Source organism: Enterobacter sp. 61D5, from assembly GCF_034107965.1.
Taxonomy (GTDB): domain Bacteria; phylum Pseudomonadota; class Gammaproteobacteria; order Enterobacterales; family Enterobacteriaceae; genus Enterobacter; species Enterobacter cloacae_M.
Map to the genome: position 1 here is coordinate 190,067 of NZ_JAWNFK010000020.1, position 25,251 is coordinate 215,317.

The window sequence follows — 25,251 nt, forward strand, 5'->3', positions numbered from 1 at the left end:
AAACAGCAATAAGCACGTAAAAAAGCGCATTTTGATAAATTCAGTGAGGGTATGAAGAGGAAACCCTTATGGCATCAGGGTATCGGGAAGCCAAAGTTAAACTTTGGCTTCCCGTAACTTATGCTTTATGACGGTTATCAGGCAGGAATATGGTTAACATACCAAGAAGTGGCAGGAAAGCGCAGATTTTATAAACCAGGAAGATGCTGGTGTGATCCGCAACCATCCCTAACACCGCCGCACCAAGCCCACCCATGCCGAAGGCGAAACCGAAAAACAGTCCGGAAACCATACCGATACGGCCAGGCAGCAGCTCCTGGGCATAAACCAGAATGGCGGAAAACGCCGATGCGAGGATAAAACCAATGATCACGGTTAAAATTCCCGTCCATTCAAGGCTTGCGTACGGCAAAATGAGGGTAAAGGGGGCTACGCCGAGGATAGAGCCCCAAATGACATATTTACGCCCAATCTTATCCCCCACAGGCCCGCCAATGACCGTACCGGCCGCGACGGCGAACAGGAAGGCAAACAGGTGGAACTGCGCATTCTGTACCGATAATCCGAATTTTTGCATCAGATAAAAGGTGTAATAGCTGCTGATGCTCGCCATATAGAAGTATTTCGAGAAAATCAGCACCAGCAGTACGGAAACCGCCAGGATAACCTTGTTGCGCGGCAGGGGATTGATAACCTTCGCTTTAGGTTTTCCTTTATTCACGCGATGCTGAGCGGCATACCAGCGGCTGATCTGCGCCAGCACGATAATCGCCAGCAGCGCGGCCAGCACAAACCAGGCCACGTTGCCTTTACCGTAAGGGGCAATAATCACCGCGGCCAGCAACGGGCCGAGAGAGCTACCAAAGTTACCGCCAACCTGGAAGAGTGACTGCGCCAGCCCGTGACGCCCCCCTGAAGCCATACGCGCCACGCGGGAAGACTCCGGATGGAAAACGGACGAGCCGGTGCCCACCAGCGCGGCGGCAACCAGCACCGCTTCAAAACTCCCCGCCATGGCCAGCAGCACCAGCCCGCTTAGGGTAAAGCACATGCCAATCGGCAGCGACCAGGGCATCGGATATTTATCCGTCCAGTAGCCCACCACCGGCTGCAGCAGCGAAGAAGCCAGCTGGAAGGTCAGGGTGATCATCCCTATCTGCACGAAAGTTAATGAAAACTCGGACTGCAGCAGCGGATAAATGGCCAGAATCAACGACTGGATCATATCGTTGAGCAGGTGCGAGAGACTGATTGCGCCTAAGACTTTAAAGGAGGTGCGCGACGCCGGCGCGCCCGGAACGGGCTGGGTTGATTCACTGATTGCCATAGAGAGAAGTACCACGTCTTTAGTTATTAGAGGTGCAGGGTGTAATTATTATCCGACTAACATACCCGCCCGGGACATTTGAAGAAAGTCGCAATTCTGAAAACTTATTTGTCTATTATTGTGAGTCACTGTAATTTTTGCCTTTGTCTATTGGTCAGGGAGAGAGAAGATGAAGTTAATGAAGCGGGGCGTCGCGCTGGCGCTCTTCGCCGCATGGGGCCTGGTAAGCCTGCCCGCGCAGGCGTATGAAAAAGACAAAATCTATAAAATCACCATTCTGCATACCAACGATCACCACGGTCATTTCTGGCGCAGTGAATACGGCGAATATGGCCTGTCGGCACAAAAAACGCTGGTGGACGGCATTCGTAAAGAGGTGGCGGCTCAGGGCGGCAGCGTGCTGTTGCTCTCAGGCGGCGATATTAATACCGGCGTGCCGGAATCCGATTTACAGGACGCCGAACCCGATTTTCGGGGCATGAACCTGATTGGCTACGACGCGATGGCCGTGGGTAACCATGAGTTTGATAATCCGCTGAGCGTGCTGCGTCAGCAGGAAAAATGGGCCAAATTCCCCTTCCTCTCCGCCAATATTTACCAGAAAAGTACCGGCGAGCGCCTGTTTAAGCCGTGGGCGCTGTTTAAGCGTCAGGATCTGAAGATCGCGGTCATCGGCTTAACCACTGACGATACGGCGAAAATTGGTAACCCCGAGTTCTTTACCGATATCGAATTCCGCAAACCGGCAGACGAAGCGAAGCTGGTAATTCAGGAGCTGCAGCAAAACGAGAAGCCGGACGTGATTATCGCCACCACGCACATGGGGCACTACGACAACGGCGAGCACGGCTCTAACGCGCCCGGCGACGTGGAAATGGCGCGCAGCCTGCCCGCGGGCTCGCTGGCAATGATTGTGGGCGGTCACTCACAGGATCCGGTGTGTATGGCCTCGGAGAACAAAAAGCAGGTGGACTACGTGCCGGGCACGCCGTGCGCGCCGGACCGTCAGAACGGTATCTGGATTGTTCAGGCGCACGAGTGGGGCAAATACGTCGGCCGGGCGGATTTCGAGTTCCGTAACGGCGAAATGAAGCTGGTTCATTATCAGCTCATCCCGGTCAACCTGAAGAAGAAAGTCACCTACCCGGACGGGAAAAGTGAGCGCGTACTCTACACGCCAGAGATCGCTGAAAACCAGCAGATGCTCTCCCTGCTGACGCCGTTCCAGAACAAAGGCAAGGCGCAGCTGGACGTGAAAATCGGCACGCTGAACGGTCGTCTGGAGGGGGACCGCAGTAAAGTTCGCTTCGTGCAGACCAACATGGGGCACCTGGTGCTGGCGGCGCAAATGGCGCGTACCGGCGCTGACTTCGGCGTGATGAGCGGCGGCGGTATTCGTGATTCCATCGAGGGCGGAAACATTACCTATAAAGACGTCCTGAAGGTGCAGCCGTTCGGCAACGTGGTGGTCTATGCGGACATGAGCGGGAAAGAGGTGATTGACTACCTGACCGCCGTGGCGCAGATGAAGCCGGATTCCGGGGCCTATCCGCAGTTTGCTAACGTCAGCTTCGTCGCGAAGGACGGCAAGCTTAACGACCTGAAGATCAAAGGCGAACCGGTTGACCCGGCCAGGACTTACCGTCTGGCGACGTTAAGCTTTAACGCCACCGGCGGCGACGGCTATCCGCATATTGATAACAAACCGGGATACGTGAATACCGGCTTTATCGACGCGGAAGTGCTGAAGCAGTTTATCGAGCAGAATTCGCCGATTGACGTGAATGCGTACGAGCCGAAAGGTGAGGTGAGCTGGCAGTAGTGGTGTGCGGCCTGATGCCCTCACCCCAACCCTCTCCCACTGGGAGAGGGCGCGAACACAAAAAACGGTAACGCCTGTTACCGTTTTGCTTTTACCTCGCAGCCGCCACCGGGCAATTTTCTCAATCCCGCCGCGCAATATCCGCAAACTTCGCGTCCAGCATTTTCGCCAGGTCACCCGCCGCCAGCTCGATATCCAGCCCGCGTTTGCCGCCGGATATAAAGATGGTTTCAAACTCCTGTGAAGGGGCATCAATCAGCGTCGGCAGGCGTTTTTTCTGCCCGAGCGGACTGATCCCGCCCACCAGATAGCCCGTGGTGCGTTGCGCCACCATCGGATCCGCCATATCCACCTTCTTCGCCCCCAGCGCTTTGGCGACTTTCTTCAGATCCAGCTGCCCCGCCACCGGAGTAACCGCGACGGCGAGGTGTTTCATATCGCCATTCACCGCCACAAGCAGCGTTTTATAAACCTGGTCCGCATTAAGCCCCAGCTTGCGCACCACTTCATCACCAAAGTTAGTTTCATGCGGATCGTGATCGTAAGTGTGGATCCGGAAAGAAATGTTGTTTTTTTCGAGTAATTTAACGGCGGGAGTCATAGCTATCCTTCTTACGACAGACAAATCATGCCCACAGCATACGCCTGACGTTTGTCTAAAAAATAGCACCATCTTGCGCAATAGTATTGGCAGTGATGGTCACTTTGAGCGACAATCGGCTCAACCGAAGGTCTCCTTCGGCATAATAAAAACGATGAAATTCCTCTTTGACGGGCCAATAGAAATATTGGCCATTTTTTTATTTCAACAGTGACGGCAAATTCCCTTCTCCGTACAAATGTAACGCCCCAACCGCCACCACGTAATGCCCCGCGGGCAAAGCATGCAGCGTCTGCCGCCAGGCTTTGTTGCGCGCATTCATCAGCACATCATACAGCGATTCGCTGAATGTAGACGGTAACGCCAGCTTACCGTCCTCAGGCGGCGCGTCCAGCCACCAGCCAATCATGGTCTGTAGCAGGCGCGCGTTGGTATGCCAGTGGGTCAACGTATCATCCAGCAGCATCAGGCCGTCGTCGGGAAGCTGCCGCAGAAGCGCAATCTGGCTGTCCGTCCCTTCCAGCTCGATGATGGGCAGGCTGCGCGCCCTTGCCGCGTTCAGCAGCTGGTAATCAATGCCGTAGTCACCGCGCAGTCCCAGACGCTGCGCCTGCGTGGCCTGCAGCACCATCGCAATTTGCCAGAGCGGCAGGGTGTCAATCATGGAGAGCGACACGCCGGTTTCATCCGCGACGCGCGTCAGTTCGGCAAGCCGGGCATCATCCAGACGTTCCGCCAGGCTGAGATCGCTTTCCAGCCCGGCAAACGGCGACTCCTGACCCGAAATGTCCGCCTCAACGACCAGCGCGTCGGCGCGTTTCAGTTGTTTAATCAGCCCGGGTGGCAGGGGAGACATATCCTGTGTACCCATATGGATGCTGCCGACCAGATGAAGGTGCTGCCCGCCGGGGAGAGAGATATCCAGACCGGGCCAGGCGTAACGGCGAGGAAAGAGGGCGCGAAACGATGCTTTTATACGATTAAACAGACCCATACGCGCTCCATGAATGGAAAGGTTCATGCTAGCGCGTACGGGTACAAGGTTCAATCCTTCGGTTTAAAGCGCAGCAGACGGTTGGCGTTGCTCACCACGGTAATGGAGGAGAGCGCCATCGCCGCGCCCGCGACCACCGGGTTAAGCAGCGTGCCGGTCAGCGGCCATAAAATCCCGGCCGCGATTGGGATACCGAGGGTGTTATAGACGAACGCTCCCAGTAAGTTCTGCTTCATGTTGCGCAGCGTGGCTTTTGAAATGGCCAGCGCGTCGGCAACGCCTATCAGGCTGTGGCGCATCAGCGTAATCGCAGCGGTTTCGATGGCGACATCGCTCCCGCCACCCATGGCAATCCCCACGTCCGCCTGGGCCAGCGCCGGGGCATCGTTGATGCCGTCGCCGACCATCGCCACCTGACGACCCTGACTTTGCAGCTTCTTGATGGCGTCCGCTTTACCGTCCGGCAGCACGCCTGCAATGACCTCATCAATTCCGGCTTCTTTCGCGATGGCGTTGGCCGTTGTCGGATTGTCCCCGGTCAGCATCACCAGACGATAGCCCGCACGGTGCAGACGCTGCAGGGCGTCCACGCTGTCCTGGCGAAGCGGATCGCGCACGGCCAGCAGCGCGGCGGCTTTGCCATCCACAGCCAGCAGAACCGGCGTAGCGCCCTGAGACGCCTGCGCCTTCAGCTCGCTTTCCAGCTCGGCGGTATCAATACCGTTTTCATTAAACAATGCCTGGTTGCCCAGCAGCAGCGCGTGTCCTTCTGCTTCACCGCTGACGCCGAGCCCGCGCAGGGTGCGGAAACTGCTGACCTGCGGCAGGGCAGAAGCATTCGCTTTATCGAGAATGGCGCGCGCCAGCGGATGGCTTGAGCCTTGCTCCAGCGCGGCGGCGAGACGCAGCGCCTCCTCTTCCGTAATGCCCACGGTGTGGACGGCGACCACCTGCGGTTTGCCTTCGGTCAGCGTGCCGGTTTTATCAAACACCAGCGTGTCCAGGGTGCTGGCCCGCTGCAGCGCATCCGCATCCCGCACCAGTACGCCAAATTCGGCCGCGCGGCCTACGCCGGAGATAATCGACATCGGAGTCGCCAGGCCAAGGGCGCAAGGACAGGCGATGATCAGCACCGTGGTGGCGATCACCAGGGTGTAAACAATCTGCGGTGCCGGGCCGAAGAAATACCAGATAGCCGCGCTCAGCAGGGCAATGCCGACCACCACCGGCACAAAAATGGCCGAGATTCTGTCGGCAAGCTGGCCAATTTCCGGCTTGCTGCTCTGGGCCTGACGCACCATGCGGATGATACGCGACAGCGTCGTGTGGCTGCCGACGGCGCTGGCGGTAAACAGCACGCTGCCGTCCTGCACCACCGTACCCGCATGAACGGCGTCGCCGTCTGATTTCTGCTGAGGGATAGGCTCGCCGGTCAGCATCGCTTCATCCAGCCAGGCTTCGCCCTGGGTTATCTTACCGTCAACGGGAACGCGATCGCCCGTCGTCAGGCGCAGCGTCATGCCGGGCTGAACTTCCGCCAGCGGGACGCTCTTTTCCCCCTCGTCCGTGACCAAGCGGGCCGTCGGCGGGGTTAAATCGAGCAATCGTTCCAGCGCTTTCGAGGAACGCTGACGGGCGCGGGCTTCCAGCATATGGCCTAAGTTAATCAAGCCGATAATCATCGCGCTCGCTTCATAGTAGAGATGTCGCGCTTCCATCGGGAACCACTGGGGCCAGACGTTCACGCTCATCGAATAGAGCCACGCCGCGCCGGTCCCGAGGGCGACCAGGGTATCCATCGTCGCGGTGCGGTTTTTCAGGCTCTTCCAGGCGCTGGTATAGAAATGCCCGCCTGCAAACACCATCACCGCAAGGGTAATCAGGCCAATCACCAGCCACAGCGTGCGGTTGTCGTCGGTGACCATCATGTTGTCACCCATCATGCCCCACACCATCACCGGAATACCCACCAGCAGGGCGACAATCGCCTGCCAGCGGAAGCGTTTCATGGTGGCGATAGCCGTTTCCTGCTGGCGCTCGCGGCGCTCGGCATCATCTTCGATGGCCTCCGCCCCGTAGCCCGCTTTCTCAACGGCCTGCACTAAATCTGCGGCGGAGGCGCTGCCCATCACCAGCGCAGTACGCTCCGCAAGATTGACCCGTGCCTGCGCGACCCCCGGTACGGCCTGCAAGGCGTTTTGTACCCGGGAGACGCAGCTGGCGCAGCTCATGCCGTTGATCAGCAGCTGTTGGCTGTCGTCAATATCATCAGCTGCCGGAAGCTCAGGAGTGGCCGCTGTCAGCGCTTCCGACGGGGATGATGACTCTGCCAGCGGTTTAGCCTTTGGGTGGCTTAACTCCGCCCCGTAACCGGCCTGCTTGATGGTATCGATCAGCGCATCCGCGCTGGCGCTGCCGGTGACGGCGGCATGATCGATAGTCACGTCAGCGCTTTCAACGTCAGGGCGCTGTTCCAGGCTTTCTTTAACGCGTTTGACACAGTGGCCGCATGAGAGGCCGTCCAGCGTCAGGTCGATAGTGTGAGACATAACAAAACTCCCGTATAATGAACTGGTCAGTAGTTGACCTGAGTAACGCTTTTCGCTAACTGTTATGAAGGTTAAACCTTCCATCAAGGGGAAGGTCAAGGGGGAAATGTGAATATCAGTGACGTGGCAAAAAAAACCGGCTTAACCAGCAAGGCAATCCGCTTTTATGAAGAGAAGGGGCTGGTGACGCCACCGCTGCGCAGCGAAAACGGCTACCGCAGCTATACGAAACTGCATATTGATGAGCTGACGCTGCTGCGCCAGGCAAGACAGGTCGGGTTTAATCTGGAAGAGTGCGGCGAGCTGGTGAACCTGTTCAACGATCCGAAGCGTCACAGCGCCGACGTGAAAAAACGCACGCTGGAAAAAGTGGCCGAAATTGAACGCCACATCATCGAGCTGCAGTCGATGCGCGAACAGCTGCTGCAGCTCGCGGAATCCTGTCCGGGGGATGACAGCGCCGACTGCCCGATTATCGATAATCTTGCCGGCTGCTGTCATCGTAAGGCCTCTGCCTAACAGGCTTTTACCCGCAGGGTAATGCCTTCCACCGCAATGACCTCAACCCGCGTGCCGGCGCTGAGGTCGTCGTCGGCGACCACCGGCCACGAGCTGTCGCCCACGCGCATGTGCCCGCGCCCGTTTACCAGCGCGGTGTCGAGCGTAAAACGCTTGCCGACAATCTGCTGTCCGCGCTGGTTAAGGTGCGCGTCCAGCGGTTTTTGCTCGTTAACCCGCCGGTTTAGCCAGCGCCACCACAGCCACGCGGCCACCAGCGTCAGCACGGCAAATAGCGCGCCCTGCCACGCCCAGTCCAGCGGCAGGATCCAGACCAGAAGGCCAGTAATGACGGCGGCAACACCGCTCCAGAGCAGGTAGCCGTTGCCGCCCAGCATCTCCGCCGCCAGCAATAAGCCGCCGAGGCTTAGCCAGAAGGCATGAGGATGTGCAACGATCGGCTCAATCATTTTTTACGCTCGTTTCCGCTGTCTTTAATCAGTTCGGCAATACCGGCGATAGAGCCCATCAGGCTGCTGGCCTCCAGCGGCATCATCACCACCTTGCTGTTGTTCGCCGAGCCGATCTGTTTTAGCGCGTCGGTATATTTTTGCGCGACAAAGTAGTTCACGGCCTGGATATCACCGGCGGCAATCGCCTCGGACACCATCTGAGTGGCGCGGGCTTCCGCTTCTGCCGAACGTTCACGCGCTTCAGCCTGTAAGAATGCGGACTGACGATCGCCTTCCGCTTTCAGGATCTGCGACTGTTTTTCCCCTTCCGCTTTGAGGATCTCCGCCTGACGCACCCCTTCGGCTTCCAGAATGTAGGCGCGCTTGGTTCGCTCGGCCTTCATCTGGGCGTTCATGGAGGCGATCAGCTCCGCCGGTGGGCGCACGTCGCGGATCTCAATACGGGTGACCTTGATCCCCCACGGGTTCGTTGCCTCATCGACAATGTGCAGCAGGCGGGTATTGATGCTGTCGCGCTGGGAAAGCATTTCGTCCAGCTCCATCGAGCCGAGCACGGTACGGATGTTGGTCATCGTCAGGTTGACGATCGCCAGCTCCAGGTTGCTGACCTCATAGGCCGCTTTCGGCGCATCAATCACCTGAATAAAGCAGACGGCGTCGATGGTGACGTTGGCGTTATCCTTGGAGATGATCTCCTGAGAAGGAATGTCCAGTACCTGTTCCATCATGTTGATCTTGCGACCAATGCGGTCCATGAACGGAACAATCAGGCTTAAGCCTGGCTGGAGGGTATTGGTATATCGACCGAAACGCTCAACGGTCCACTGATACCCTTGCGGGACAATTTTGACGCCTGCGCCCACAATAACCAGCGCAACAAAAATAAGGACAGGAACAACGATAAGCATAAAAACCTCCTGTTTTGCATGCTGTGACGAGAGATGTGTGTGTTTATTGCTCGTAAGTATAGGTAAAGTCAGAGATGAAGCCATCACCGGCTTCGGCAATGGCTTTAGATAATCCCTGGTAGTACTTCTCCAGCCCCAGCGCTTCGATACGCTGGATCTGTTCGCGGATAGGGGCGCAGAACAGAACGGCATTCCCCGCTTCTACGCGTTTGTTATTCGGTGGAAGGTCGCCCGCGATGGCTTTGAACCACGTTCTGATACCCTGCTTTAAATTATGCGGCGCTTTTGTCAGGTTATCCATGCCCGTCAGGACCTGCAGGGTGGGAAACTCATCGGCCAGCACGGCGGTTTTCATGCGCGCAAAGAACTGGCTGAACAATTCAAACGATCCCAGATCGGTCACGCGCGGTTTGGTCGTTTTACCGTTTTTATTGCCGATTTTCCCTGCGGCTGACGCTGCGGCCGGAACCGCATTCACCTTTTCCAGCTCCAGCCCGAATAACAAATTGCAGTGCGCGCGGCGCGCTTTCAGCGGGTAGGACATCAGCACGTCAATGAATTGGGTGGCCTTTACATCCGCAAGATCGTGGTTGATAAGCCACTGGGTACGAGAAAATTCAGCCGGAGAGACGAACCAGTCGGGTACCTCATTGAAACGTTTTGATTTTCCCTTGCCGTCAAATTCCAGAAAGTGTGTCCCGTTGTCGAAGGCGAAATAGCAATTTTTGAAACTGCCGATCGTGGTGTTCACGATGAGCGCCTTCTTAACAAAATCCACCACCTCTGCACCAATGACAAAACGCGTGAGTTCCGACGATTTGATGACTTCCATTAATGTTTCGACATCAGGAACACCAGGCTTCAGGGAAGGAAACTCATAAAAGATATGTGCCATGCTGCTTACTTCCTGTAGTGATGGTGGTGACAAATTACAAACAAAAAGTTTAACACTTGCTTTAGCGTGAGGCTATTCGCTCTGTGCAGGCGAAAGGATTATGCTACAGACGGTTATTACACGAAGCGGTTAACGGAAGCGTAATGAACGATAAAAAAAAGCTATTACATCTCAGGGATATCGGATTTCGTGTCGGGGAAAACATTATTCTTCAACACGTCGGATTTAGCCTCTCGCCGGGCGAGTTTAAATTAATCACGGGACCGTCAGGCTGCGGTAAAAGCACGCTGCTGAAGATTGTGGCTTCCCTCCTCAGCCCGACGGAGGGAACCATTCTGTTTGAAGGACAGGATATCGCGACCCTGTCCCCGGAAAGCTACCGCCAGCAGGTCTCCTACTGCGTGCAGACCCCCGTGCTTTTTGGCGATACGGTCTATGACAACCTGATTTTCCCGTGGCAAATCCGTAATAAAACGCCGGAGCCGGAAAAATTTATCAGCGATCTCGCCCGCTTTGGCCTGGCGCAGGAGACGTTGACCAAATCCATCACTGCGCTGTCGGGTGGAGAAAAGCAGCGCGTCTCGCTGATCCGCAACCTGCAGTTTTTACCGAAGGTGTTGCTGCTCGACGAAATTACCAGCGCGCTCGATGACGCCAACAAGCGCAACGTTAACGAGATTATTCATCGCTACGCCCGGGAGCAGAACATTGCCGTGCTGTGGGTGACGCACGACGCTAACGAAATTACCCATGCGGATGACGTGATTACGCTTCAGCCGCACGGCGGGAAAATGCAGGAGGCTAACCGTGGGTGAGCATAACATTACCAATGAATCCCTGGCGTTTTCGATGGTGCTGGTACTGATTGCGATTGTGGTCAGCTACCGGGAAAAGCTGGGGCTGGAAAAAGATATTGTGTGGAGTATCTGCCGCGCGGTGATTCAGCTCATCATCGTCGGCTATGTGCTGAAGTATATATTCAACGTCAACCACGCGATGCTGACGCTGCTGATGGTGCTCTTTATCTGCTTTAACGCAGCGTGGAATGCGAAAAAACGCAGTAAATACATTGATAAAGCGTTTATCTCGTCGTTTATCGCCATTACCACCGGGACGGCGCTCACTCTGGCGGTGCTGGTGCTCTCCGGCTCGATTGCGTTTACGCCGATGCAGGTTATCCCCATATCCGGGATGATTGCGGGGAACGCCATGGTGGCCGTTGGGCTGTGTTATAACAATCTCGGCCAGCGTTTCAGCAGTGAACAGCAGCAGCTACAGGAGAAATTAAGCCTGGGGGCGACGCCTAAAGTGGCCTCGGCGCGGCTGATTCGTGAGAGCATTCGCTCATCGCTGATCCCAACGGTCGATTCAGCCAAAACGGTGGGGCTGGTGAGCCTGCCTGGCATGATGTCGGGGCTGATTTTTGCCGGTATCGATCCGGTAAAAGCGATTAAGTATCAGATCATGGTGACATTTATGCTGCTTTCCACGGCAAGCCTGTCAACCATCATTGCCTGCTACCTGACCTATCGGAAGTTCTACAACGCGCGCCACCAGCTGGTGGTGACGCAATTAAAGAAAACGGGTTAAGCCTGTTTTGTAGGCCCGGTAAGCGTTAGCGCCACCGGGCATTTTTTTGTTAGTAGAGCAACGCGTACAGCTGACGACGATACTTCGACGCCAGCGCGTCTCCGGTGCCTAGCGCGGCCAGAATTTCCTGGAACATCTTACGCGCCTGACCGTCTGCGGCTGCCAGGTCTTTTTGCAGGTGGCTGAACAGCAGCTCCAGCGCCTCTTCGTTACGCCCCACCTGGTGCAGCTGCAGCGCCAGCTGGCTTGCCAGCGCGGCATCGGCCGGGTTGTCGGCAACCTGCTGCTGCAGCTGCTGAATTTCCGGGGTGTCCGCGGCCTGTTTCAGCAGCTCAATTTGTGCGACCAGACCCTGATAGCGGGTGTCCTGATCCTGCAGCGGAACCGTTTTGAGTACGGCTTCCGCGTCTTCTGAGCGGTGCAGGGCGATCTGCGTTTCCGCAAGCAGCAGGCCGATCTGGCTGTTCTGATTCGACAGCTGCCACGCCTCTTTGAGCAGCGGCAGCGCCTCGTCGTATTTGCCTTCCTGCATCAGCGCCATGCCTTCCTGCGCTTTCAGCTCTTCTTCGCGCGGCAGCACTTTATCCAGCAGGGCGCGGATAGCCTCTTCCGGCTGCGGCCCCTGGAAACCGTCAACGGGCTGACCGTTCTGGAACAAATAGACGGTTGGGATGGCGCGCAGACCAAACTGAGACGCCACCATCGGCTCGGCGTCACAGTCCAGCTTGGCGAGAATGAACTGACCGTTGTACTGGGCAGCAAGGCTTTCCAGCACCGGCGTCAGCTGCAGGCAGTGTTGGCTGCGTTCAGACCAGAAGTAGAACAGGACCGGTTTGGTCATCGACTGTTCAAGGGTCTGTTGCAGGTTAGCTTCTGTAATATTGACGATATTCTCTACGGACATGCGGCTTTCTCTTTTGTCGGTTTGTTCTTTACATGGGGATGAGCGTCGTCGCTTCAACTCAACCGTGCAAAATTTTGTCCATCACCCGGCCCGGCAGCAGGCGCTTTAACCAGCCTACGGCGTGGGTGACCAGCGTTACCGGATAGCGCATTTTGGGATGTTCGCTCTCAAAAGCATGGCGCACTTTGGCCACCACTGCCTCTGGCCCGAGGGTAAAACGTGCGGCAATGCCGGGGTTCTCGACCGGTTTATCCGCCTGGGTCTGGTTCACGTTTTCGGTAAAGCGGGTGCGGATCGGGCCGGGTTCAATCAGGCTGACCTTGATGCCGCTGTGGCGCAGCTCCATGCGCAGGGCGTCGGACCAGGCCTCCAGCGCATATTTGCTGGCGGCGTAGGCGCCGCGGCCCGGGGTGGAAATCAGCCCCATCACTGACGATGTCATCACGATGCGCCCTTCACCGTGCGGCAGCATCGCGGGGAGCAGACGCATGGTGAGCTGATGCACGCCGAAGAAGTTGGTCGAAAACTGTTTCTCCAGCGTTTCGCGGGAGAGCGTATCCAGCGGGCCATACACGCCGTAGCCGGCATTGTTAAAGAGCCCGTACAGACGATTGTTGGTCAGCGCGATCGCTTCATCGGCGGCGCGTTCAACGCTCTCCGGCGAGTCCATATCCAGCAGCACGCCGGTAAAGCCCAGCCCGTTCATACGTTCGACATCGTCGGGTTTGCGACAGGCCGCCAGCACCCGAAACCCCTGGCGCTTCAGTTCGAGCGCGCTTTCCAGGCCGATTCCACTGGAACATCCTGTAATTAAGACCGATTTTTGCATAACTTTACCTGTCAGGATCTCCGCTTAATCAGGAGTCATGTTTAACTAAAGGAGCCAGCCGCGTTGCCATCCAGTCGGCAATAAACGGCTGAGCATCGCGATTGGGGTGGATCCCGTCGTCTTGCATCCACTGGGGTTTGAGATAGACCTCTTCCATAAAAAATGGCAGCAGCGGAATATCAAACTCTTTGGCAAGCTTAGGGTAGATCGCGCTAAAGGCTTCATTATACCGACGACCGTAGTTGGCGGGCAGGCGAATTTGCATCAGCAGCGGCTGGGCGTTTGCCGCCTTAATGTCCTGCAAAATGGTGCGCAGCGTTTGCTCGGTTTGCTGAGGCTGAAAACCGCGCAATCCATCGTTACCGCCAAGCTCCACCAGCACCCAGCGAGGCTGATGCTGTTTGAGCAGCGCAGGCAGGCGCGACAGGCCCTGCTGCGAGGTATCGCCGCTGATGCTGGCGTTGATTACCGACGTCTTGCTCTGCCATTTGTCGTTGAGCAGAGCGGGCCAGGCCGCGCTGGCCGCCATGCGATAGCCTGCGCTCAGGCTGTCGCCGAGAACCAGTAACGTGTCCGCTGCCGCCGCGCGGAAGGTCATCAGAATCAAAAACAGGAAGGGCAAATGCCAGCGGAAAACAGTGTTGAAGTTCATCATCTTAAGAAGTCCGTCGGTCAGGGGGAACACGAGCTTTCCATCCTTACTGGAGTTGAACTCGTTGTCAAACGCGCTGAAACCATCGCGCTGATTGGCGAATCCGGCTCCGGCAAGTCCACGCTGCTGGCGATTTTGGCCGGTCTGGACGACGGCAGCAGCGGCGAGGTCCATCTTGTCGGGCAACCGCTGCATCAGCTTGATGAGGAGGCGCGGGCCGCGCTGCGCGCGCGTCACGTTGGTTTTGTCTTTCAGTCCTTTATGCTGATCCCAACCCTGAACGCGCTGGAAAACGTCGAACTCCCGGCGCTGTTGCGCGGTGAAAACAGCCGTGAAAGCCGGGCGCACGCGAAGGCGCTGCTGGAGCAGCTCGGTCTGGGCAAGCGTCTCGATCATCTTCCCGCACAGCTCTCCGGCGGCGAGCAGCAGCGCGTGGCGCTGGCGCGGGCGTTTAACGGTCGTCCCGAAGTCCTGTTTGCCGATGAGCCCACCGGTAACCTTGACCGTAAAACCGGCGACAAAATTGCCGACCTGCTGTTTTCGCTCAACCGCGAGCACGGCACCACGCTGATCCTCGTAACCCACGATCCGCAGCTCGCCGCACGCTGCGACCGTCGCCTGCGTCTGGTCAACGGTATTCTTCAGGAGGAGGCATGATTACCCGCTGGTTCTGGCGCGAGTGGCGCTCGCCCTCGCTGCTGATTGTCTGGCTGGCGCTAAGCCTGGCGGTGGCCTGCGTGCTGGCGCTCGGCAGCGTCAGCGACCGCATGGAAAAAGGGCTCAGCCAGCAGAGCCGGGAGTTTATGGCGGGTGACCGGGCGCTGCAAAGCTCCCGTCCGGTGCCGTCGGGCTGGATTGACGAAGCGCGTAAAGAAGGGCTGAAGATGGGGGAGCAGATAAGCTTCCAGACCATGACCTTTGCGGGCGACACGCCGCAGCTCGCCAGCGTTAAAGCCGTCGATGATATCTACCCGATGTACGGCGAACTGCAGACCAACCCGCCCGGGCTGAAGCCCAAGCCCGGCACGGTGCTGCTGGCATCACGTCTGATGGCGCTTCTGAACCTGAAACCCGGCGATAGCATCGACGTCGGCGACGCCACCCTCAAGATTGCCGGGGAGGTGGTGCAGGAGCCCGATTCCGGCTTTAACCCCTTCCAGCTCGCGCCGCGCCTGCTGATGAACACCGCGGATGTCGCGGCAACCCATGCGGTACAGCCGGGCAGCCGCGTCACCTGGCGCTATAAGTTTGGCGGCACGCCTGCCCAGCTGGATGCGTACGAAAAATGGCTTCTGCCGCAGCTCAAACCGGAACACCGCTGGTACGGGCTGGAGCAGGACGAGGGGGCGCTCGGTAAATCACTTGAACGTTCTCAGCAGTTCCTGCTGCTTTCGGCACTGTTGACCCTGCTGCTGGCGGTGGCGGCGGTTGCCGTGGCGATGGGGCATTACTGCCGCAGCCGTTACGACCTGGTGGCGATCCTCAAAACCCTGGGGGCGGGCAGGGCGCAGCTGCGTAAGCTGATCGTCGGCCAGTGGCTGATGCTGCTGGTACTGTCCGCGCTGACCGGGGGAATAATGGGGCTGCTGTTTGAAAAACTGCTGATAGTGATGCTGAAGCCGGTGCTCCCGGCCGCCTTGCCGCCGGCCAGCCTCTGGCCGTGGCTGTGGGCGATGGGCGCAATGACGGTGATTTCGCTGCTGGTGGGGCTCCGACCTTACCGCCTGCTGCTCGCCACGCAGCCGCTGCGCGTGCTTCGCAACGATGTGGTGGCGAACGTCTGGCCGCTGAAGTTCTACCTACCGGTGATTATTGTCGTAGCGGTGGGGCTGCTTGCGTGGCTGATGGGCGGCAGCACGCTGCTGTGGGCGGTGCTGGCCGGGGCGGTTGTGCTGGCGCTGCTGTGCGGCGTGCTGGGCTGGGTATTGCTCAACGTCCTGAAGCGGCTGACGGTAAAATCGCTGCCCGTGCGCCTGGCGGTCAACCGCCTGCTGCATCAGCCGTGGTCAACGCTCAGCCAGCTGTCGGCGTTTTCGCTGTCGTTTATGCTGCTGGCGCTGCTGTTAGTGCTGCGCGGCGATCTGCTGGATCGCTGGCAGCAGCAGCTTCCCCCGGAAAGCCCGAACTATTTCCTGATCAATATCGCGCCTGAGCAGGTGACGCCGCTGAAGGGCTTCCTGTCGGAGCATCACATTATCCCCGAGTCGTTCTATCCCATCGTGCGCGCGCGTCTGACGCAGATCAACGGTCAGCCAGCGGAGGGGAACAAGGACGAGTCGCTGAACCGCGAGCTGAACCTGACCTGGCAGGAGAAACGCCCTGACCATAACCCGATAACCGCCGGCACCTGGCCGCCGAAAGCGGGAGAGGTGTCGATGGAGGAGGGACTGGCGACGCGGCTGAACGTGAAGCTGGGAGACAGTGTCACCTTCACAGGGGATACCCAGGATTTTACCGCGAAAGTCACCAGCCTGCGTAAAGTGGACTGGGAAAGCCTGCGGCCCAACTTCTTCTTTATCTTCCCGCCGGGCGCGCTGGACGGGCAGCCGCAGAGCTGGCTGACCAGCTTCCGCTGGGAAAACGGCAACGGCATGCTGACCCAGCTCAACCGGGAGTTTCCAACGGTCAGCCTGCTGGATATCGGGGCGATCCTGAAGCAGGTAGGGCAGGTGCTGGAGCAGGTGAGCCGCGCGCTGGAGGTCATGGTGGTGCTGGTGACGATCTGCGGCGTGCTGTTGCTGCTGGCTCAGGTACAGGTGGGCATGCGCCAGCGCCATCAGGAGCTGGTGGTCTACCGCACGCTGGGTGCCGGAAAGCGGCTGCTGCGGATGACGCTCTGGAGCGAGTTTGCGCTGCTGGGGCTGGTGGCGGGTCTGGTAGCGGCCATTGGCGCGGAAACGGCGCTGGCGGTGCTGCAGACAAAGGTCTTTGACTTCCCGTGGGAGCCTGACTGGCGTCTCTGGTTGATCCTGCCTCTCAGCGGCGCGGTGCTGCTTTCTCTTTGCGGAGGCTGGCTCGGCACGCGGCTGTTAAAGGGGAAAGCTCTGTTCCGTCAGTTTGCGAGTTGATTTAGCACAGTGATAGTTGCGCGCCGGGTTTTAATGCCGGTGCGCAGCGTTTAAATAGCACAAAGTGATAATACCCGCTAATTTAGTAGCACAAAACATTAAAAAACCGACCACACAGCCCGATTATTTCCAGTTAATATTCACTCGCTAAATATTTAGCAGCGTGTCTATTAAGGAAAAATAATGACTATAAAAAAATCAGCGCTGGCGGCAACGATCGGCGCGGCAGTGGCATTGACTACGTTCGCTTCTCAGGCGGAAATCACCGTTCTTAAGCAGGATCCTCAGGCGGGTAACCCGCTGAGCCGCCTGAACTTTACCGTTGGCGGCAGTATTCGTCCTCAGTTCCAGAACATGACCGGCGACGACGGTAAAAACAGCTACAAGCGTAACGGCTTTGACGGCGGCACCCGTTTCCGTTTCGCGGCTGATTACTACCTGTTTGATGACATCAGCTGGATCAGCTACTACGAGCTGGGTGTCAATATTCCTGCGCAGTTTAACTGGGATCACCACTACGCCGACGGCGCACACGACACCACGCGTCGTATGCTCTACACCGGTCTGAAGAGCGACACCTGGGGTACGCTGACCTTCGGTCAACAGAACAGCGTTTACTATGATGTGGTGGGCGCGAAAACCGATATCTGGGACTACGATATGATCGGTCAGGCTCCGGGTAACGGTATCAACGGCGATTACGACGGTTCTTACCGTTCACGCCAGATGCTGAAATATAAGAAAACCGTGGGTGATGCCGACATTTATGCATCCTACCTGTTTGAAGACAGCGAATACCTGCCGGGCAACGGCCTGCGCTACAAGCGTAAAGGCGGCGGCTCGCTGGGTCTGGATTACCACCTGACCACCGACCTGACCTGGGGCGCGGCGTGGAACTACACCCGCGCGGACATGCGTAACCCTGACAACGGCGACAGCAAAACCTACGACCAGAACATCCTCGGTACCGCGCTGAGCTGGACGCCGGACAACTGGACCTTCTCCGCTGGCGGCGGCTGGTACCAGAACTTCCTGACCACCAAAAAAGTGTCTGTTAACGACTACTTCGCCGGTGATGCATGGGGTATTGAATACTTTGCGGGCTACAAGTTCCCAATCGGTCAGTACGCGGTTAAATCCATCCAGCCTTACTTCATGGGTGACCGTATTGAGTACGTGAACGGCCGTAACTACCAGCGCATCGACAACGGCGTGGGTATCAGCTTCCAGCTGGACTACGGTTTCCGCGTGGATTACGAACACGTGTTCACCTCCAGCACCGACAACCTGGGCGACATGAACCTGGTGCGTCTGCGTTACGACTTCTAAGTCGTCTTGTTGGGTGCGGTCTGATGCCCTCACCCTGACCCTCTCCCACAAGGAGAGGGAATAAACATTAAAACGGCAACCCCGGTTGCCGTTTTGCTTTTACCTCGCCACCCGGCCTTGTTTTTCAGCGATCAAGCCACTCGGCAACGTCTTCAAACGTCCCGCGATAGACAATCTTCTCCGCTTTCTTCTCCAGCTGATAGCCGTACATCGGGTCGTAATAGTCGTTCAGGAGCGGTACAAGCCAGCTGAAGTGCGCGTCCGTGCTGCCGGAGCGTTGCTGTTCCAGCAGCGCGAAATCTAACAGCGCGGTGAATTCTGCATGCCGCTGCAGCCCCAGACGGCGGCGAATGGCGAACAGGCCGTGATGCAGGTACTCGCTGTATTCCTTCCAGCCCGCTTCCTCGCCGTAGGCGGCAGAAAAATCCGCCCACATATGGTCGAAATACTCTTCGCGCAGGCGTTCAAGACGAATTTCAAACGGGTCTTCGACGACAGCGATAGGAGCTTCAGCCATGCGGTCGCGCAGGCACTCCGGCAGGTGGTTGGAGCCAATCATCCGGCCTTCATCTTCCAGCACCCAGCGCGCGGCATCTTTTTTCAGGAGCTCAGCCGCAAGGTGATTTTCAAAGCTGGCCTGGGAAAGCTGCGGCGTGAGCGTGCGGCCAAACGACGAACCGCGATGGTGCGCCAGCCCTTCCAGATCGATACCCTGCGCGTGCTGCTTCACCAGCAGGGTTTTACCGTTTCCGGTGCAGCCGCCAATAAGCACCATCGGCTTTTGTGACTGCTCGATGGTCACCTGAATCGCCGTCTGACGCAGGGCCTTATAGCCGCCGCGGATCAGCGGGTAGTCGACGCCCGCCTCTTTCAGCCAGGCCTGAGAGATATGCGAGCGCTGGCCGCCGCGCGCGCAGCAGAGATAGCCCTCAGGATGGGCAAGGCTGGCCTCGCGCCAGGCGTTGATGCGTGCCTCACGCGTCTCGCCGCTCACCAGCTGATGGCCGAGCGCCAGCGCGGCCTCGGGGCCCTGGCGTTTATAGCAGGTGCCGACGGCGGCGCGCTCGTCGTCGTTCATTAAGGGCAGGTTGATCGCCGCAGGCATCGCGCCCTGGGCAAATTCGATCGGCGCGCGAACGTCGATTAAAGGGGTATCAGACGCGAGGATCGCGCGATAGTCCGTTCCATCGTTCATGGTTATTCCAGAAGAAAACTCAGCAGCAATGGGCGGGGATTGTACGCCGGGGAAGGGGAAGGTCAACTCCCCGGCGCAGATGTCTTACTTGAGCTTTGACTGTGCCCAGACAATACCGCTCGCATATTCCGGCGGCAGGAGCGGGATCATGGCTTCCAGGGTGGCGCTCAGGCGGCCCGTGTCGCTGTCGTTCAGGTTCAGGTGACCGACCTTACGACCCGCGCGGACCTCTTTGTCATACCAGTGCAGATGCACGAGCGGCAGCTTCAGCCAGTCGTAGTTCAGATCGGTGCCGATCAGGTTGATCATCACCGACGGGCTGTTCACCACCGGCTGCGGCAGCGGCAGGTCGGCGATCGCGCGCAGGTGCAGCTCGAACTGGCTGATGGACGCGCCGTTTTGCGTCCAGTGGCCACTGTTGTGCACGCGCGGCGCAAGTTCGTTGATCAGCAGACCGGACGGGGTGATAAAGCACTCCATCGCCATGACGCCTACATACCCGAGTTCGTGCATGATGGCAGAGAGCATATCTTCCGCCTGCGCCTGCTGGTCAGCATTGGCGTGCGGGAAGGCGACGCTGGTGCGCAGAATGCCGTCCTGATGCAGGTTATGCGTCAGCGGATAAAAGACGGTATGCCCGTCTTGCCCGCGCGCGCCAACCAGCGACACTTCACCGCTGAAGTTGATGCCCTGCTCAACGATGCACTCGCCGTAGCAGTCGTCCGGCAGTTCTGCCGTTTCATCTGCACGCAGGCGCCACTGGCCGCGGCCGTCATAGCCGCCCACGCGGCGCTTCACGATTGCCAGCTCGCCCAGCATCGCGAAAACGTCATTCCACTCGCTTTTATCGGACAGGAGCTGCCACGGCGCGGTCGGCAGACCGAGCTTGTCGAACAGCTGCTTTTGCGTCAGACGGTCGGCAACGATCGGGAACACGTCGCGGTTAACGAAGGCGTTATGACGCGCCAGCTCGCGGGTCAGAGCCGTTTCCGGCCAGCGTTCGATCTCGGCGGTGATCACGCTCTGGTGGAACGGTACGGCTTCCGGTTCGGCGTCCAGCCCGACGGGCCAGACGGCAATACCCAGCGGCTCACCGGCCTGACGCAGCATGCGGCCTAGCTGGCCGTTACCGAGGACGCAAACCTGCTTCATGCCGCACCCCGCGGGTCCGGATTGTCCAGTACCTCGTCGGTCTGGGCTTTACGCCACTCCGCCAGACGCTGGTGTAATGCTTTATCGTGCGTCGCAAGAATTTGCGCCGCCAGCAGGGCGGCATTGGCAGCACCCGCTTTACCAATCGCCAGCGTGCCGACAGGAATACCGCGCGGCATCTGGACGATGGAGTAGAGGCTATCCACACCGCTTAACGCGGCGCTTTGGACCGGAACGCCCAGTACCGGCACCAGGGTTTTGGCGGCAATCATGCCTGGCAGATGTGCTGCGCCGCCCGCACCGGCAACGATCACCTCATAACCGTTCTCTTCGGCGCTTTCGGCGAAGCTGAACAGTTTGTCCGGCGTACGGTGCGCGGAGACCACTTCAACGTGGTGCGGAACATTCAGGATTTCAAAGATTTCGGCGGCGAACTGCATGGTAGCCCAGTCGCTTTTGGACCCCATCACGATGGCGACACGCGCCGGATTATTGCGGGAAGACATGCGTCTTAAAACTCCTGTGGTGCGAAACACACTGCTTTCGAGGGCACAGAGAATAGCATGTTATACGGGCAAGGAAAACGGTTGCGCGGTTAAATCTTGAGCCGTTGTTGCCATCCGTTCATAACAAAACAGACCGCGTTCTGGCGGTCTGTTTTCGTTGTTTGGCAATCATTATTTAGTCAGTTCGGCTGTCATGTGTACGCGGTTGTTGAACTGCGCGCTGGTAATTTTGTAAGAGGCACCCTGTTCAGCGGCCTGCGCGGCGATTTTCGCTTCTGCGCGGTCAAGGGTAGAGGCGGTTGCGCTCACGCTTTGAGCGAAAGAACCGAAAGAAACCAGGGAAAGAGCGGCAACTGCAACGAAAGTTTTGATGGATTTCATGGTCGTATTCCTTAAGTATTTTATCTGGGATAGGGCGTGTTGCCCTGATGTGATAAATAATAGGCCGACCACGTGCTGATTAAAATCGAAACAATTTGCCGATATTGTTCAAAAAAATAGAATAATAGTGTGAGGGGTTAAAACGGAAACGCGATCAGCTCCACGTCCTCTGGAGTGACTTTGACCATGGAGCCTTCGGTGTGCCAGGCACCCAACACCACGCGATGGGCCGCTTCGCCGTTGGCGATAAGGGAATGGACGTCAGGACGGTGCGTATGACCGTGGATCAACCACTGAATGCCATGCTTTTCCATTACGCTCACCACGGCCTGCGGGTTCACGTCCATGATTGTCATGGATTTGCTGCTGTTGGCGGCTTTACTGCCCGCTCGCATTCTGGCGGCGATGCGGTTGCGGATAAACAGCGGCAGCGCAAGGAACACCTTTTGGATCCACGGTGTGTGGACTTTAGCGCGAAACGCCAGGTAGCCGGTATCGTCGGTGCAGAGCGTGTCGCCGTGCATGATCAGGACCCTGCGGCCATAGAGATCGAGCACCTGCTCTTCCGGCAGCAGCGTCATGCCGCTTTCGCGGGCATAGCGCTTGCCGATCAGGAAATCACGGTTGCCGTGAATGAAGTAGCAGGGAACGCCGGAATCCACGAGGGCGTGAATGGCGGCTGCCATTTCACGGTGCAGCGGGTTAGGGTCGTCGTCGCCAATCCAGGCTTCAAAGAGGTCGCCCAGGATGTACAGCGCATCGGCGCTTTTCGCTTCACCGCGTAAAAAACGCAGAAAACCGGCGGTTATCGCCGGTTCTTCTGTTTGCAGATGCAGATCCGCAATAAAGAGTGTCGCCACGAATTACTCGCTGACGGTCACGCTTGTAATCACAACGTCTTCTTTAGGAACGTCCTGGTGCATACCGCTGCGGCCAGTAGCGACGGCTTTGATCTTGTCAACCACGTCCATACCTTCAACCACTTCTGCGAATACGCAGTAGCCCCAACCCTGCAGGCTTTCGCCGGAGAAGTTCAGGAAGTCGTTGTCAGCCACGTTGATGAAGAACTGCGCGGTGGCAGAGTGCGGAGCCTGAGTACGGGCCATTGCCAGCGTACCGCGGGTGTTTTTCAGACCGTTGTTCGCTTCGTTTTTGATCGCTTCTTTGGTCTCTTTCTGGTTCATGCCAGGTTCGAAACCGCCGCCCTGGATCATAAAGCCGTTGATCACGCGGTGGAAAATGGTGTTGTTGTAGAAACCTTCGCGGCAGTAGTCCAGGAAGTTTTTAACTGTTTCAGGCGCTTTGTCATCAAAGGTTTTGATTACGATATCGCCATGATTAGTGTGGAAAGTAACCATTTTTGCATCCTGTTCCGTTATTGTGGTACGTCGACCCGCGTTCGGGTCATCTATAGGGGCTTGTTATAGCATAACCACAGGATGCGATCACCTTGCATTGTGTGCTGCTTCGGGTTTGAATTACGGGTAGAATAGCCGGTTTTCAACCACACACGTGTTTACATGGAATCTTCGATGTTAAAAATCTTTAATACAATGACGCGCCAAAAAGAGGAATTTAAACCTATCCATGCCGGGGAAGTCGGCATGTACGTGTGTGGTATTACGGTTTACGATCTCTGTCACATTGGGCATGGCCGTACCTTTGTCGCTTTTGACGTGGTGTCACGCTACCTGCGTTTTCTGGGCTATACCCTGAAATACGTGCGTAATATCACCGACATCGACGATAAAATCATCAAGCGCGCTAATGAGAACGGCGAAAGCTTCGTTGCGCTGGTCGATCGCATGATCGTCGAAATGCACAAAGATTTCGACGCTCTGAATATTCAGCGCCCGGACAGCGAGCCGCGCGCGACCCACCATATTCACGAAATCATCGAGATCACCGAAAAGCTGATCGCACGCGGTCACGCCTACGTTGCGGACAACGGTGACGTGATGTTCTCGGTGCCGACGGACCCAACCTACGGTTCGCTTTCCCGTCAGGATCTGGACCAGCTTCAGGCCGGTGCGCGCGTTGACGTGGTTGACGTGAAGCGTAACCCGATGGACTTCGTGCTGTGGAAAATGTCCAAAGAGGGCGAACCAAGCTGGCCATCCCCGTGGGGCGAAGGCCGCCCGGGCTGGCACATCGAATGTTCCGCGATGAACTGCAAACAGCTGGGCAAGCACTTCGATATTCACGGCGGCGGTTCGGACCTGATGTTCCCGCACCACGAAAACGAAATCGCGCAGTCTACCTGCGCACACGGCGGCGAGTACGTTAACTACTGGATGCACTCCGGGATGGTAATGGTTGACCGCGAGAAGATGTCTAAATCGCTGGGTAACTTCTTCACCGTGCGCGACGTGCTGAAGTATTACGACGCGGAAACCGTGCGCTACTTCCTGATGTCCGGCCACTATCGCAGCCAGCTGAACTACAGCGAAGAGAACCTGAAGCAGGCGCGCTCGGCGCTGGAGCGTCTTTATACCGCGCTGCGCGGGACCGACAGGTCTGTTCCTGCTGCAGGTGGCGAAGCGTTCGAAGCTCGCTTTGTTGAGGTGATGAACGACGACTTCAACACCCCGGAAGCCTACTCCGTGCTGTTCGACATGGCGCGCGAAGTGAACCGCCTGAAGTCAGAAGATATGGCCGCGGCGAATGCGCTGGCGTCCCATCTGCGTAAGCTCTCCTCCGTGCTCGGCCTGCTGGAGCAGGACCCGGACGCGTTCCTGCAGAGTGGTGCGCAGGCGGACGACGGTGAAGTGGCGGAAATTGAAGCGTTGATCAAAGCGCGTCTGGAAGCGCGTCAGGCAAAAGACTGGGCGGCGGCAGATGCGGCGCGCAATCGTCTGACCGAGATGGGCATCATTCTGGAAGATGGCCCGCAGGGCACCACCTGGCGCCGTAAGTAGGTCCGGTGCGCGCTGATGCCCTCACCCCAGCCCTCTCCCACAGGGAGAGGGTGCAAACACTAAAAACGGCAACTTGAGTTGCCGTTTTGCTTTTACCTCCGTCTCCACCACAGCAACCCCATCAGCACGACTCCCGGCAGCCACACCCACAGCAGCTCCGACACGATCACCTGATGCCCGTACGGCGTGGTGTAGCGCGACAGCGCAAACGGCGCGACCTTAATCACCTGCCACGGCGCAAAGAAGCGTTCATCTGACCACGGCCACAGCCAGCCGACGCCTTTCCCTCCCGTGGTAATCGAATCCAGCAGGCTGTGCGACAGCAATGACACGGTCAAAAACAGCCAGCACCGCGTCAGGCTGGCCCGGAACCATCGTCGGCCAATCAGCACGCAGAGTATCGGCACCACAAAGGCGAACAGCAGGGAGTGGGTAAAGCCGCGATGGCCGAAAACATTGCCGTACGCGACGCCAAACTTGAACGCCAGCACGTCGGCATCCGGCAGCATGGCGAGGACAATCCCGGCAAACAGCAGGCGGGGAGGAATCACTTTGGTTCCCAGGCCTAAGCCCAGACAAAGCGGAACAGCAGCGTGCGTAATAACGGTAGGCATTGCGATTATCCATGGCAAATCATGGAAATATAGCAGCAATCCCGCG

General features: G+C 57.7%; 25 protein-coding genes. 8 read left to right on the top strand and 17 right to left on the bottom strand.

Annotated features, from left to right (window positions below; translation table 11 throughout):
* Nucleotides 1-118: 118 nt before the first annotated feature.
* The gene (locus UTM25_RS18745) at nucleotides 119-1,327 is read right to left on the bottom strand and encodes an MFS transporter (protein WP_039263970.1); all 1,209 of its coding nucleotides are present in this window, start codon (nucleotides 1,325-1,327) and stop codon (nucleotides 119-121) included.
* Nucleotides 1,328-1,496: 169 nt separating this feature from the next.
* Between UTM25_RS18745 and ushA the strand changes: the two genes are divergently transcribed.
* On the top strand, nucleotides 1,497-3,149 hold the full coding sequence (gene ushA / locus UTM25_RS18750; protein WP_194399733.1) for a bifunctional UDP-sugar hydrolase/5'-nucleotidase UshA: 1,653 nt from the start codon (nucleotides 1,497-1,499) through the stop codon (nucleotides 3,147-3,149).
* A 121-nt stretch (nucleotides 3,150-3,270) separates the two neighbouring features.
* Here ushA and ybaK read toward each other — a convergent pair whose 3' ends face one another.
* The 3 genes from ybaK to copA form a co-directional block, all read right to left on the bottom strand.
* Nucleotides 3,271-3,750 (bottom strand): Cys-tRNA(Pro)/Cys-tRNA(Cys) deacylase YbaK, encoded by a 480-nt coding sequence (gene ybaK, locus UTM25_RS18755; RefSeq protein ID WP_134866730.1) that lies wholly within the window; start codon nucleotides 3,748-3,750, stop codon nucleotides 3,271-3,273.
* Nucleotides 3,751-3,949: 199 nt separating this feature from the next.
* A complete protein-coding gene (locus UTM25_RS18760) occupies nucleotides 3,950-4,744 on the bottom strand; it encodes a TraB/GumN family protein (protein ID WP_194399734.1) in 795 nt (264 codons plus the stop codon).
* Between the two features lie 50 nt (nucleotides 4,745-4,794).
* Nucleotides 4,795-7,293: a copper-exporting P-type ATPase CopA gene (gene copA, locus UTM25_RS18765; protein WP_194399735.1), complete on the bottom strand. Its 2,499-nt coding sequence runs from the start codon at nucleotides 7,291-7,293 to the stop codon at nucleotides 4,795-4,797.
* Nucleotides 7,294-7,401: 108 nt separating this feature from the next.
* Here copA and cueR point away from each other — a divergent pair, with 108 nt between their 5' ends.
* Nucleotides 7,402-7,812, top strand: a complete 411-nt coding sequence (gene cueR / locus UTM25_RS18770; RefSeq protein ID WP_194399736.1) for a Cu(I)-responsive transcriptional regulator — start codon at nucleotides 7,402-7,404, stop codon at nucleotides 7,810-7,812.
* Here the strand turns inward: cueR and UTM25_RS18775 are convergent.
* Genes UTM25_RS18775 through UTM25_RS18785 form a run of 3 tightly spaced genes read right to left on the bottom strand, consistent with a single transcriptional unit; the run spans nucleotide 7,809 to nucleotide 10,067 of the window.
* Nucleotides 7,809-8,261 carry an NfeD family protein gene (locus UTM25_RS18775; RefSeq protein WP_194399737.1) on the bottom strand — a complete coding sequence of 151 codons (453 nt, stop codon included), beginning with the start codon at nucleotides 8,259-8,261 and terminating at the stop codon, nucleotides 7,809-7,811. The genes cueR and UTM25_RS18775 overlap by 4 nt on opposite strands.
* Nucleotides 8,258-9,172 (bottom strand): SPFH domain-containing protein, encoded by a 915-nt coding sequence (locus UTM25_RS18780; protein WP_023310620.1) that lies wholly within the window; start codon nucleotides 9,170-9,172, stop codon nucleotides 8,258-8,260. Before UTM25_RS18780 ends, UTM25_RS18775 begins: the two co-directional genes overlap by 4 nt.
* A 43-nt stretch (nucleotides 9,173-9,215) precedes the next feature.
* Nucleotides 9,216-10,067, bottom strand: a complete 852-nt coding sequence (locus tag UTM25_RS18785) for a hypothetical protein (protein WP_194399738.1) — start codon at nucleotides 10,065-10,067, stop codon at nucleotides 9,216-9,218.
* A gap of 143 nt (nucleotides 10,068-10,210) precedes the next feature.
* Between UTM25_RS18785 and fetA the strand changes: the two genes are divergently transcribed.
* Both fetA and fetB read left to right on the top strand, forming a co-directional pair.
* The gene (gene fetA, locus UTM25_RS18790) at nucleotides 10,211-10,882 is read left to right on the top strand and encodes an iron efflux ABC transporter ATP-binding subunit FetA (protein WP_194399739.1); all 672 of its coding nucleotides are present in this window, start codon (nucleotides 10,211-10,213) and stop codon (nucleotides 10,880-10,882) included.
* On the top strand, nucleotides 10,875-11,657 hold the full coding sequence (fetB, locus tag UTM25_RS18795) for an iron efflux ABC transporter permease subunit FetB (protein WP_194399740.1): 783 nt from the start codon (nucleotides 10,875-10,877) through the stop codon (nucleotides 11,655-11,657). The genes fetA and fetB overlap by 8 nt, the downstream gene beginning before the upstream one ends.
* A gap of 49 nt (nucleotides 11,658-11,706) precedes the next feature.
* Here the strand turns inward: fetB and UTM25_RS18800 are convergent, their stop codons facing one another.
* From UTM25_RS18800 to tesA, 3 genes are read right to left on the bottom strand one after another with little or no spacing between them, the layout of a single operon-like run.
* Nucleotides 11,707-12,561, bottom strand: coding sequence for a co-chaperone YbbN (locus tag UTM25_RS18800; protein WP_194399741.1), 855 nt, complete (start codon nucleotides 12,559-12,561; stop codon nucleotides 11,707-11,709).
* Nucleotides 12,562-12,619: 58 nt separating this feature from the next.
* Nucleotides 12,620-13,390, bottom strand: a complete 771-nt coding sequence (locus tag UTM25_RS18805) for an SDR family oxidoreductase (protein WP_194399742.1) — start codon at nucleotides 13,388-13,390, stop codon at nucleotides 12,620-12,622.
* A 28-nt stretch (nucleotides 13,391-13,418) separates the two neighbouring features.
* Nucleotides 13,419-14,042, bottom strand: coding sequence for a multifunctional acyl-CoA thioesterase I/protease I/lysophospholipase L1 (gene tesA / locus UTM25_RS18810; protein ID WP_032661743.1), 624 nt, complete (start codon nucleotides 14,040-14,042; stop codon nucleotides 13,419-13,421).
* Between tesA and ybbA the strand changes: the two genes are divergently transcribed.
* The 3 genes from ybbA (at nucleotide 14,013) to UTM25_RS18825 (ending at nucleotide 18,439) form a co-directional block, all read left to right on the top strand.
* Nucleotides 14,013-14,699 carry a putative ABC transporter ATP-binding protein YbbA gene (gene ybbA / locus UTM25_RS18815; RefSeq protein ID WP_047650473.1) on the top strand — a complete coding sequence of 229 codons (687 nt, stop codon included), beginning with the start codon at nucleotides 14,013-14,015 and terminating at the stop codon, nucleotides 14,697-14,699. The two genes, tesA and ybbA, sit on opposite strands and share 30 nt — an antisense overlap.
* Nucleotides 14,696-17,110, top strand: coding sequence for a putative ABC transporter permease subunit YbbP (gene ybbP / locus UTM25_RS18820; RefSeq protein ID WP_194399743.1), 2,415 nt, complete (start codon nucleotides 14,696-14,698; stop codon nucleotides 17,108-17,110). Before ybbA ends, ybbP begins: the two co-directional genes overlap by 4 nt.
* Before the next feature lie 183 nt (nucleotides 17,111-17,293).
* Nucleotides 17,294-18,439, top strand: a complete 1,146-nt coding sequence (locus UTM25_RS18825) for a porin (RefSeq protein WP_023310628.1) — start codon at nucleotides 17,294-17,296, stop codon at nucleotides 18,437-18,439.
* A 124-nt stretch (nucleotides 18,440-18,563) separates the two neighbouring features.
* Here UTM25_RS18825 and mnmH read toward each other — a convergent pair whose 3' ends face one another.
* The 6 genes from mnmH to ppiB form a co-directional block, all read right to left on the bottom strand.
* Nucleotides 18,564-19,634 carry a tRNA 2-selenouridine(34) synthase MnmH gene (mnmH, locus tag UTM25_RS18830; protein ID WP_194399744.1) on the bottom strand — a complete coding sequence of 357 codons (1,071 nt, stop codon included), beginning with the start codon at nucleotides 19,632-19,634 and terminating at the stop codon, nucleotides 18,564-18,566.
* A gap of 84 nt (nucleotides 19,635-19,718) precedes the next feature.
* Nucleotides 19,719-20,786 carry a 5-(carboxyamino)imidazole ribonucleotide synthase gene (purK, locus tag UTM25_RS18835; protein ID WP_194399745.1) on the bottom strand — a complete coding sequence of 356 codons (1,068 nt, stop codon included), beginning with the start codon at nucleotides 20,784-20,786 and terminating at the stop codon, nucleotides 19,719-19,721.
* Nucleotides 20,783-21,292 (bottom strand): 5-(carboxyamino)imidazole ribonucleotide mutase, encoded by a 510-nt coding sequence (purE, locus tag UTM25_RS18840; protein WP_023310631.1) that lies wholly within the window; start codon nucleotides 21,290-21,292, stop codon nucleotides 20,783-20,785. Before purE ends, purK begins: the two co-directional genes overlap by 4 nt.
* A 171-nt stretch (nucleotides 21,293-21,463) precedes the next feature.
* A complete protein-coding gene (locus tag UTM25_RS18845) occupies nucleotides 21,464-21,673 on the bottom strand; it encodes a YdgH/BhsA/McbA-like domain containing protein (protein ID WP_023336837.1) in 210 nt (69 codons plus the stop codon).
* Nucleotides 21,674-21,810: 137 nt separating this feature from the next.
* Nucleotides 21,811-22,533, bottom strand: a complete 723-nt coding sequence (gene lpxH / locus UTM25_RS18850) for a UDP-2,3-diacylglucosamine diphosphatase (protein WP_194399746.1) — start codon at nucleotides 22,531-22,533, stop codon at nucleotides 21,811-21,813.
* A 3-nt stretch (nucleotides 22,534-22,536) separates the two neighbouring features.
* On the bottom strand, nucleotides 22,537-23,031 hold the full coding sequence (ppiB, locus tag UTM25_RS18855) for a peptidylprolyl isomerase B (protein WP_023310635.1): 495 nt from the start codon (nucleotides 23,029-23,031) through the stop codon (nucleotides 22,537-22,539).
* A gap of 174 nt (nucleotides 23,032-23,205) precedes the next feature.
* On the opposite strand from ppiB, the gene cysS reads away from it, so the two are divergent.
* Entirely contained in the window at nucleotides 23,206-24,591 is a 1,386-nt protein-coding gene (gene cysS / locus UTM25_RS18860; protein ID WP_029741052.1) for a cysteine--tRNA ligase, read from the top strand.
* Nucleotides 24,592-24,683: 92 nt separating this feature from the next.
* Here the strand turns inward: cysS and UTM25_RS18865 are convergent, their stop codons facing one another.
* The gene (locus UTM25_RS18865) at nucleotides 24,684-25,205 is read right to left on the bottom strand and encodes a metal-dependent hydrolase (protein ID WP_047648510.1); all 522 of its coding nucleotides are present in this window, start codon (nucleotides 25,203-25,205) and stop codon (nucleotides 24,684-24,686) included.
* Nucleotides 25,206-25,251: the final 46 nt, after the last annotated feature.

What these genes read in the sequence shown, in the direction of transcription:
- fetA (WP_194399739.1), top strand. Translation starts at nt 10,211, where the DNA reads ATGAACGATAAAAAAAAGCTATTACATCTCAGGGATATCGGATTTCGT.
- purE (WP_023310631.1), bottom strand. Translation starts at nt 21,292, where the DNA reads ATGTCTTCCCGCAATAATCCGGCGCGTGTCGCCATCGTGATGGGGTCC.
- tesA (WP_032661743.1), bottom strand. Translation starts at nt 14,042, where the DNA reads ATGAACTTCAACACTGTTTTCCGCTGGCATTTGCCCTTCCTGTTTTTG.
- ybbP (WP_194399743.1), top strand. Translation starts at nt 14,696, where the DNA reads ATGATTACCCGCTGGTTCTGGCGCGAGTGGCGCTCGCCCTCGCTGCTG.
- ybbA (WP_047650473.1), top strand. Translation starts at nt 14,013, where the DNA reads ATGCCAGCGGAAAACAGTGTTGAAGTTCATCATCTTAAGAAGTCCGTC.
- UTM25_RS18825 (WP_023310628.1), top strand. Translation starts at nt 17,294, where the DNA reads ATGACTATAAAAAAATCAGCGCTGGCGGCAACGATCGGCGCGGCAGTG.
- ushA (WP_194399733.1), top strand. Translation starts at nt 1,497, where the DNA reads ATGAAGTTAATGAAGCGGGGCGTCGCGCTGGCGCTCTTCGCCGCATGG.
- copA (WP_194399735.1), bottom strand. Translation starts at nt 7,293, where the DNA reads ATGTCTCACACTATCGACCTGACGCTGGACGGCCTCTCATGCGGCCAC.
- UTM25_RS18865 (WP_047648510.1), bottom strand. Translation starts at nt 25,205, where the DNA reads ATGCCTACCGTTATTACGCACGCTGCTGTTCCGCTTTGTCTGGGCTTA.
- UTM25_RS18785 (WP_194399738.1), bottom strand. Translation starts at nt 10,067, where the DNA reads ATGGCACATATCTTTTATGAGTTTCCTTCCCTGAAGCCTGGTGTTCCT.
- UTM25_RS18745 (WP_039263970.1), bottom strand. Translation starts at nt 1,327, where the DNA reads ATGGCAATCAGTGAATCAACCCAGCCCGTTCCGGGCGCGCCGGCGTCG.
- UTM25_RS18760 (WP_194399734.1), bottom strand. Translation starts at nt 4,744, where the DNA reads ATGGGTCTGTTTAATCGTATAAAAGCATCGTTTCGCGCCCTCTTTCCT.
- UTM25_RS18775 (WP_194399737.1), bottom strand. Translation starts at nt 8,261, where the DNA reads ATGATTGAGCCGATCGTTGCACATCCTCATGCCTTCTGGCTAAGCCTC.
- UTM25_RS18780 (WP_023310620.1), bottom strand. Translation starts at nt 9,172, where the DNA reads ATGCTTATCGTTGTTCCTGTCCTTATTTTTGTTGCGCTGGTTATTGTG.
- UTM25_RS18800 (WP_194399741.1), bottom strand. Translation starts at nt 12,561, where the DNA reads ATGTCCGTAGAGAATATCGTCAATATTACAGAAGCTAACCTGCAACAG.
- purK (WP_194399745.1), bottom strand. Translation starts at nt 20,786, where the DNA reads ATGAAGCAGGTTTGCGTCCTCGGTAACGGCCAGCTAGGCCGCATGCTG.
- UTM25_RS18805 (WP_194399742.1), bottom strand. Translation starts at nt 13,390, where the DNA reads ATGCAAAAATCGGTCTTAATTACAGGATGTTCCAGTGGAATCGGCCTG.
- mnmH (WP_194399744.1), bottom strand. Translation starts at nt 19,634, where the DNA reads ATGAACGATGGAACGGACTATCGCGCGATCCTCGCGTCTGATACCCCT.
- ybaK (WP_134866730.1), bottom strand. Translation starts at nt 3,750, where the DNA reads ATGACTCCCGCCGTTAAATTACTCGAAAAAAACAACATTTCTTTCCGG.
- UTM25_RS18845 (WP_023336837.1), bottom strand. Translation starts at nt 21,673, where the DNA reads ATGAAATCCATCAAAACTTTCGTTGCAGTTGCCGCTCTTTCCCTGGTT.
- ppiB (WP_023310635.1), bottom strand. Translation starts at nt 23,031, where the DNA reads ATGGTTACTTTCCACACTAATCATGGCGATATCGTAATCAAAACCTTT.
- cysS (WP_029741052.1), top strand. Translation starts at nt 23,206, where the DNA reads ATGTTAAAAATCTTTAATACAATGACGCGCCAAAAAGAGGAATTTAAA.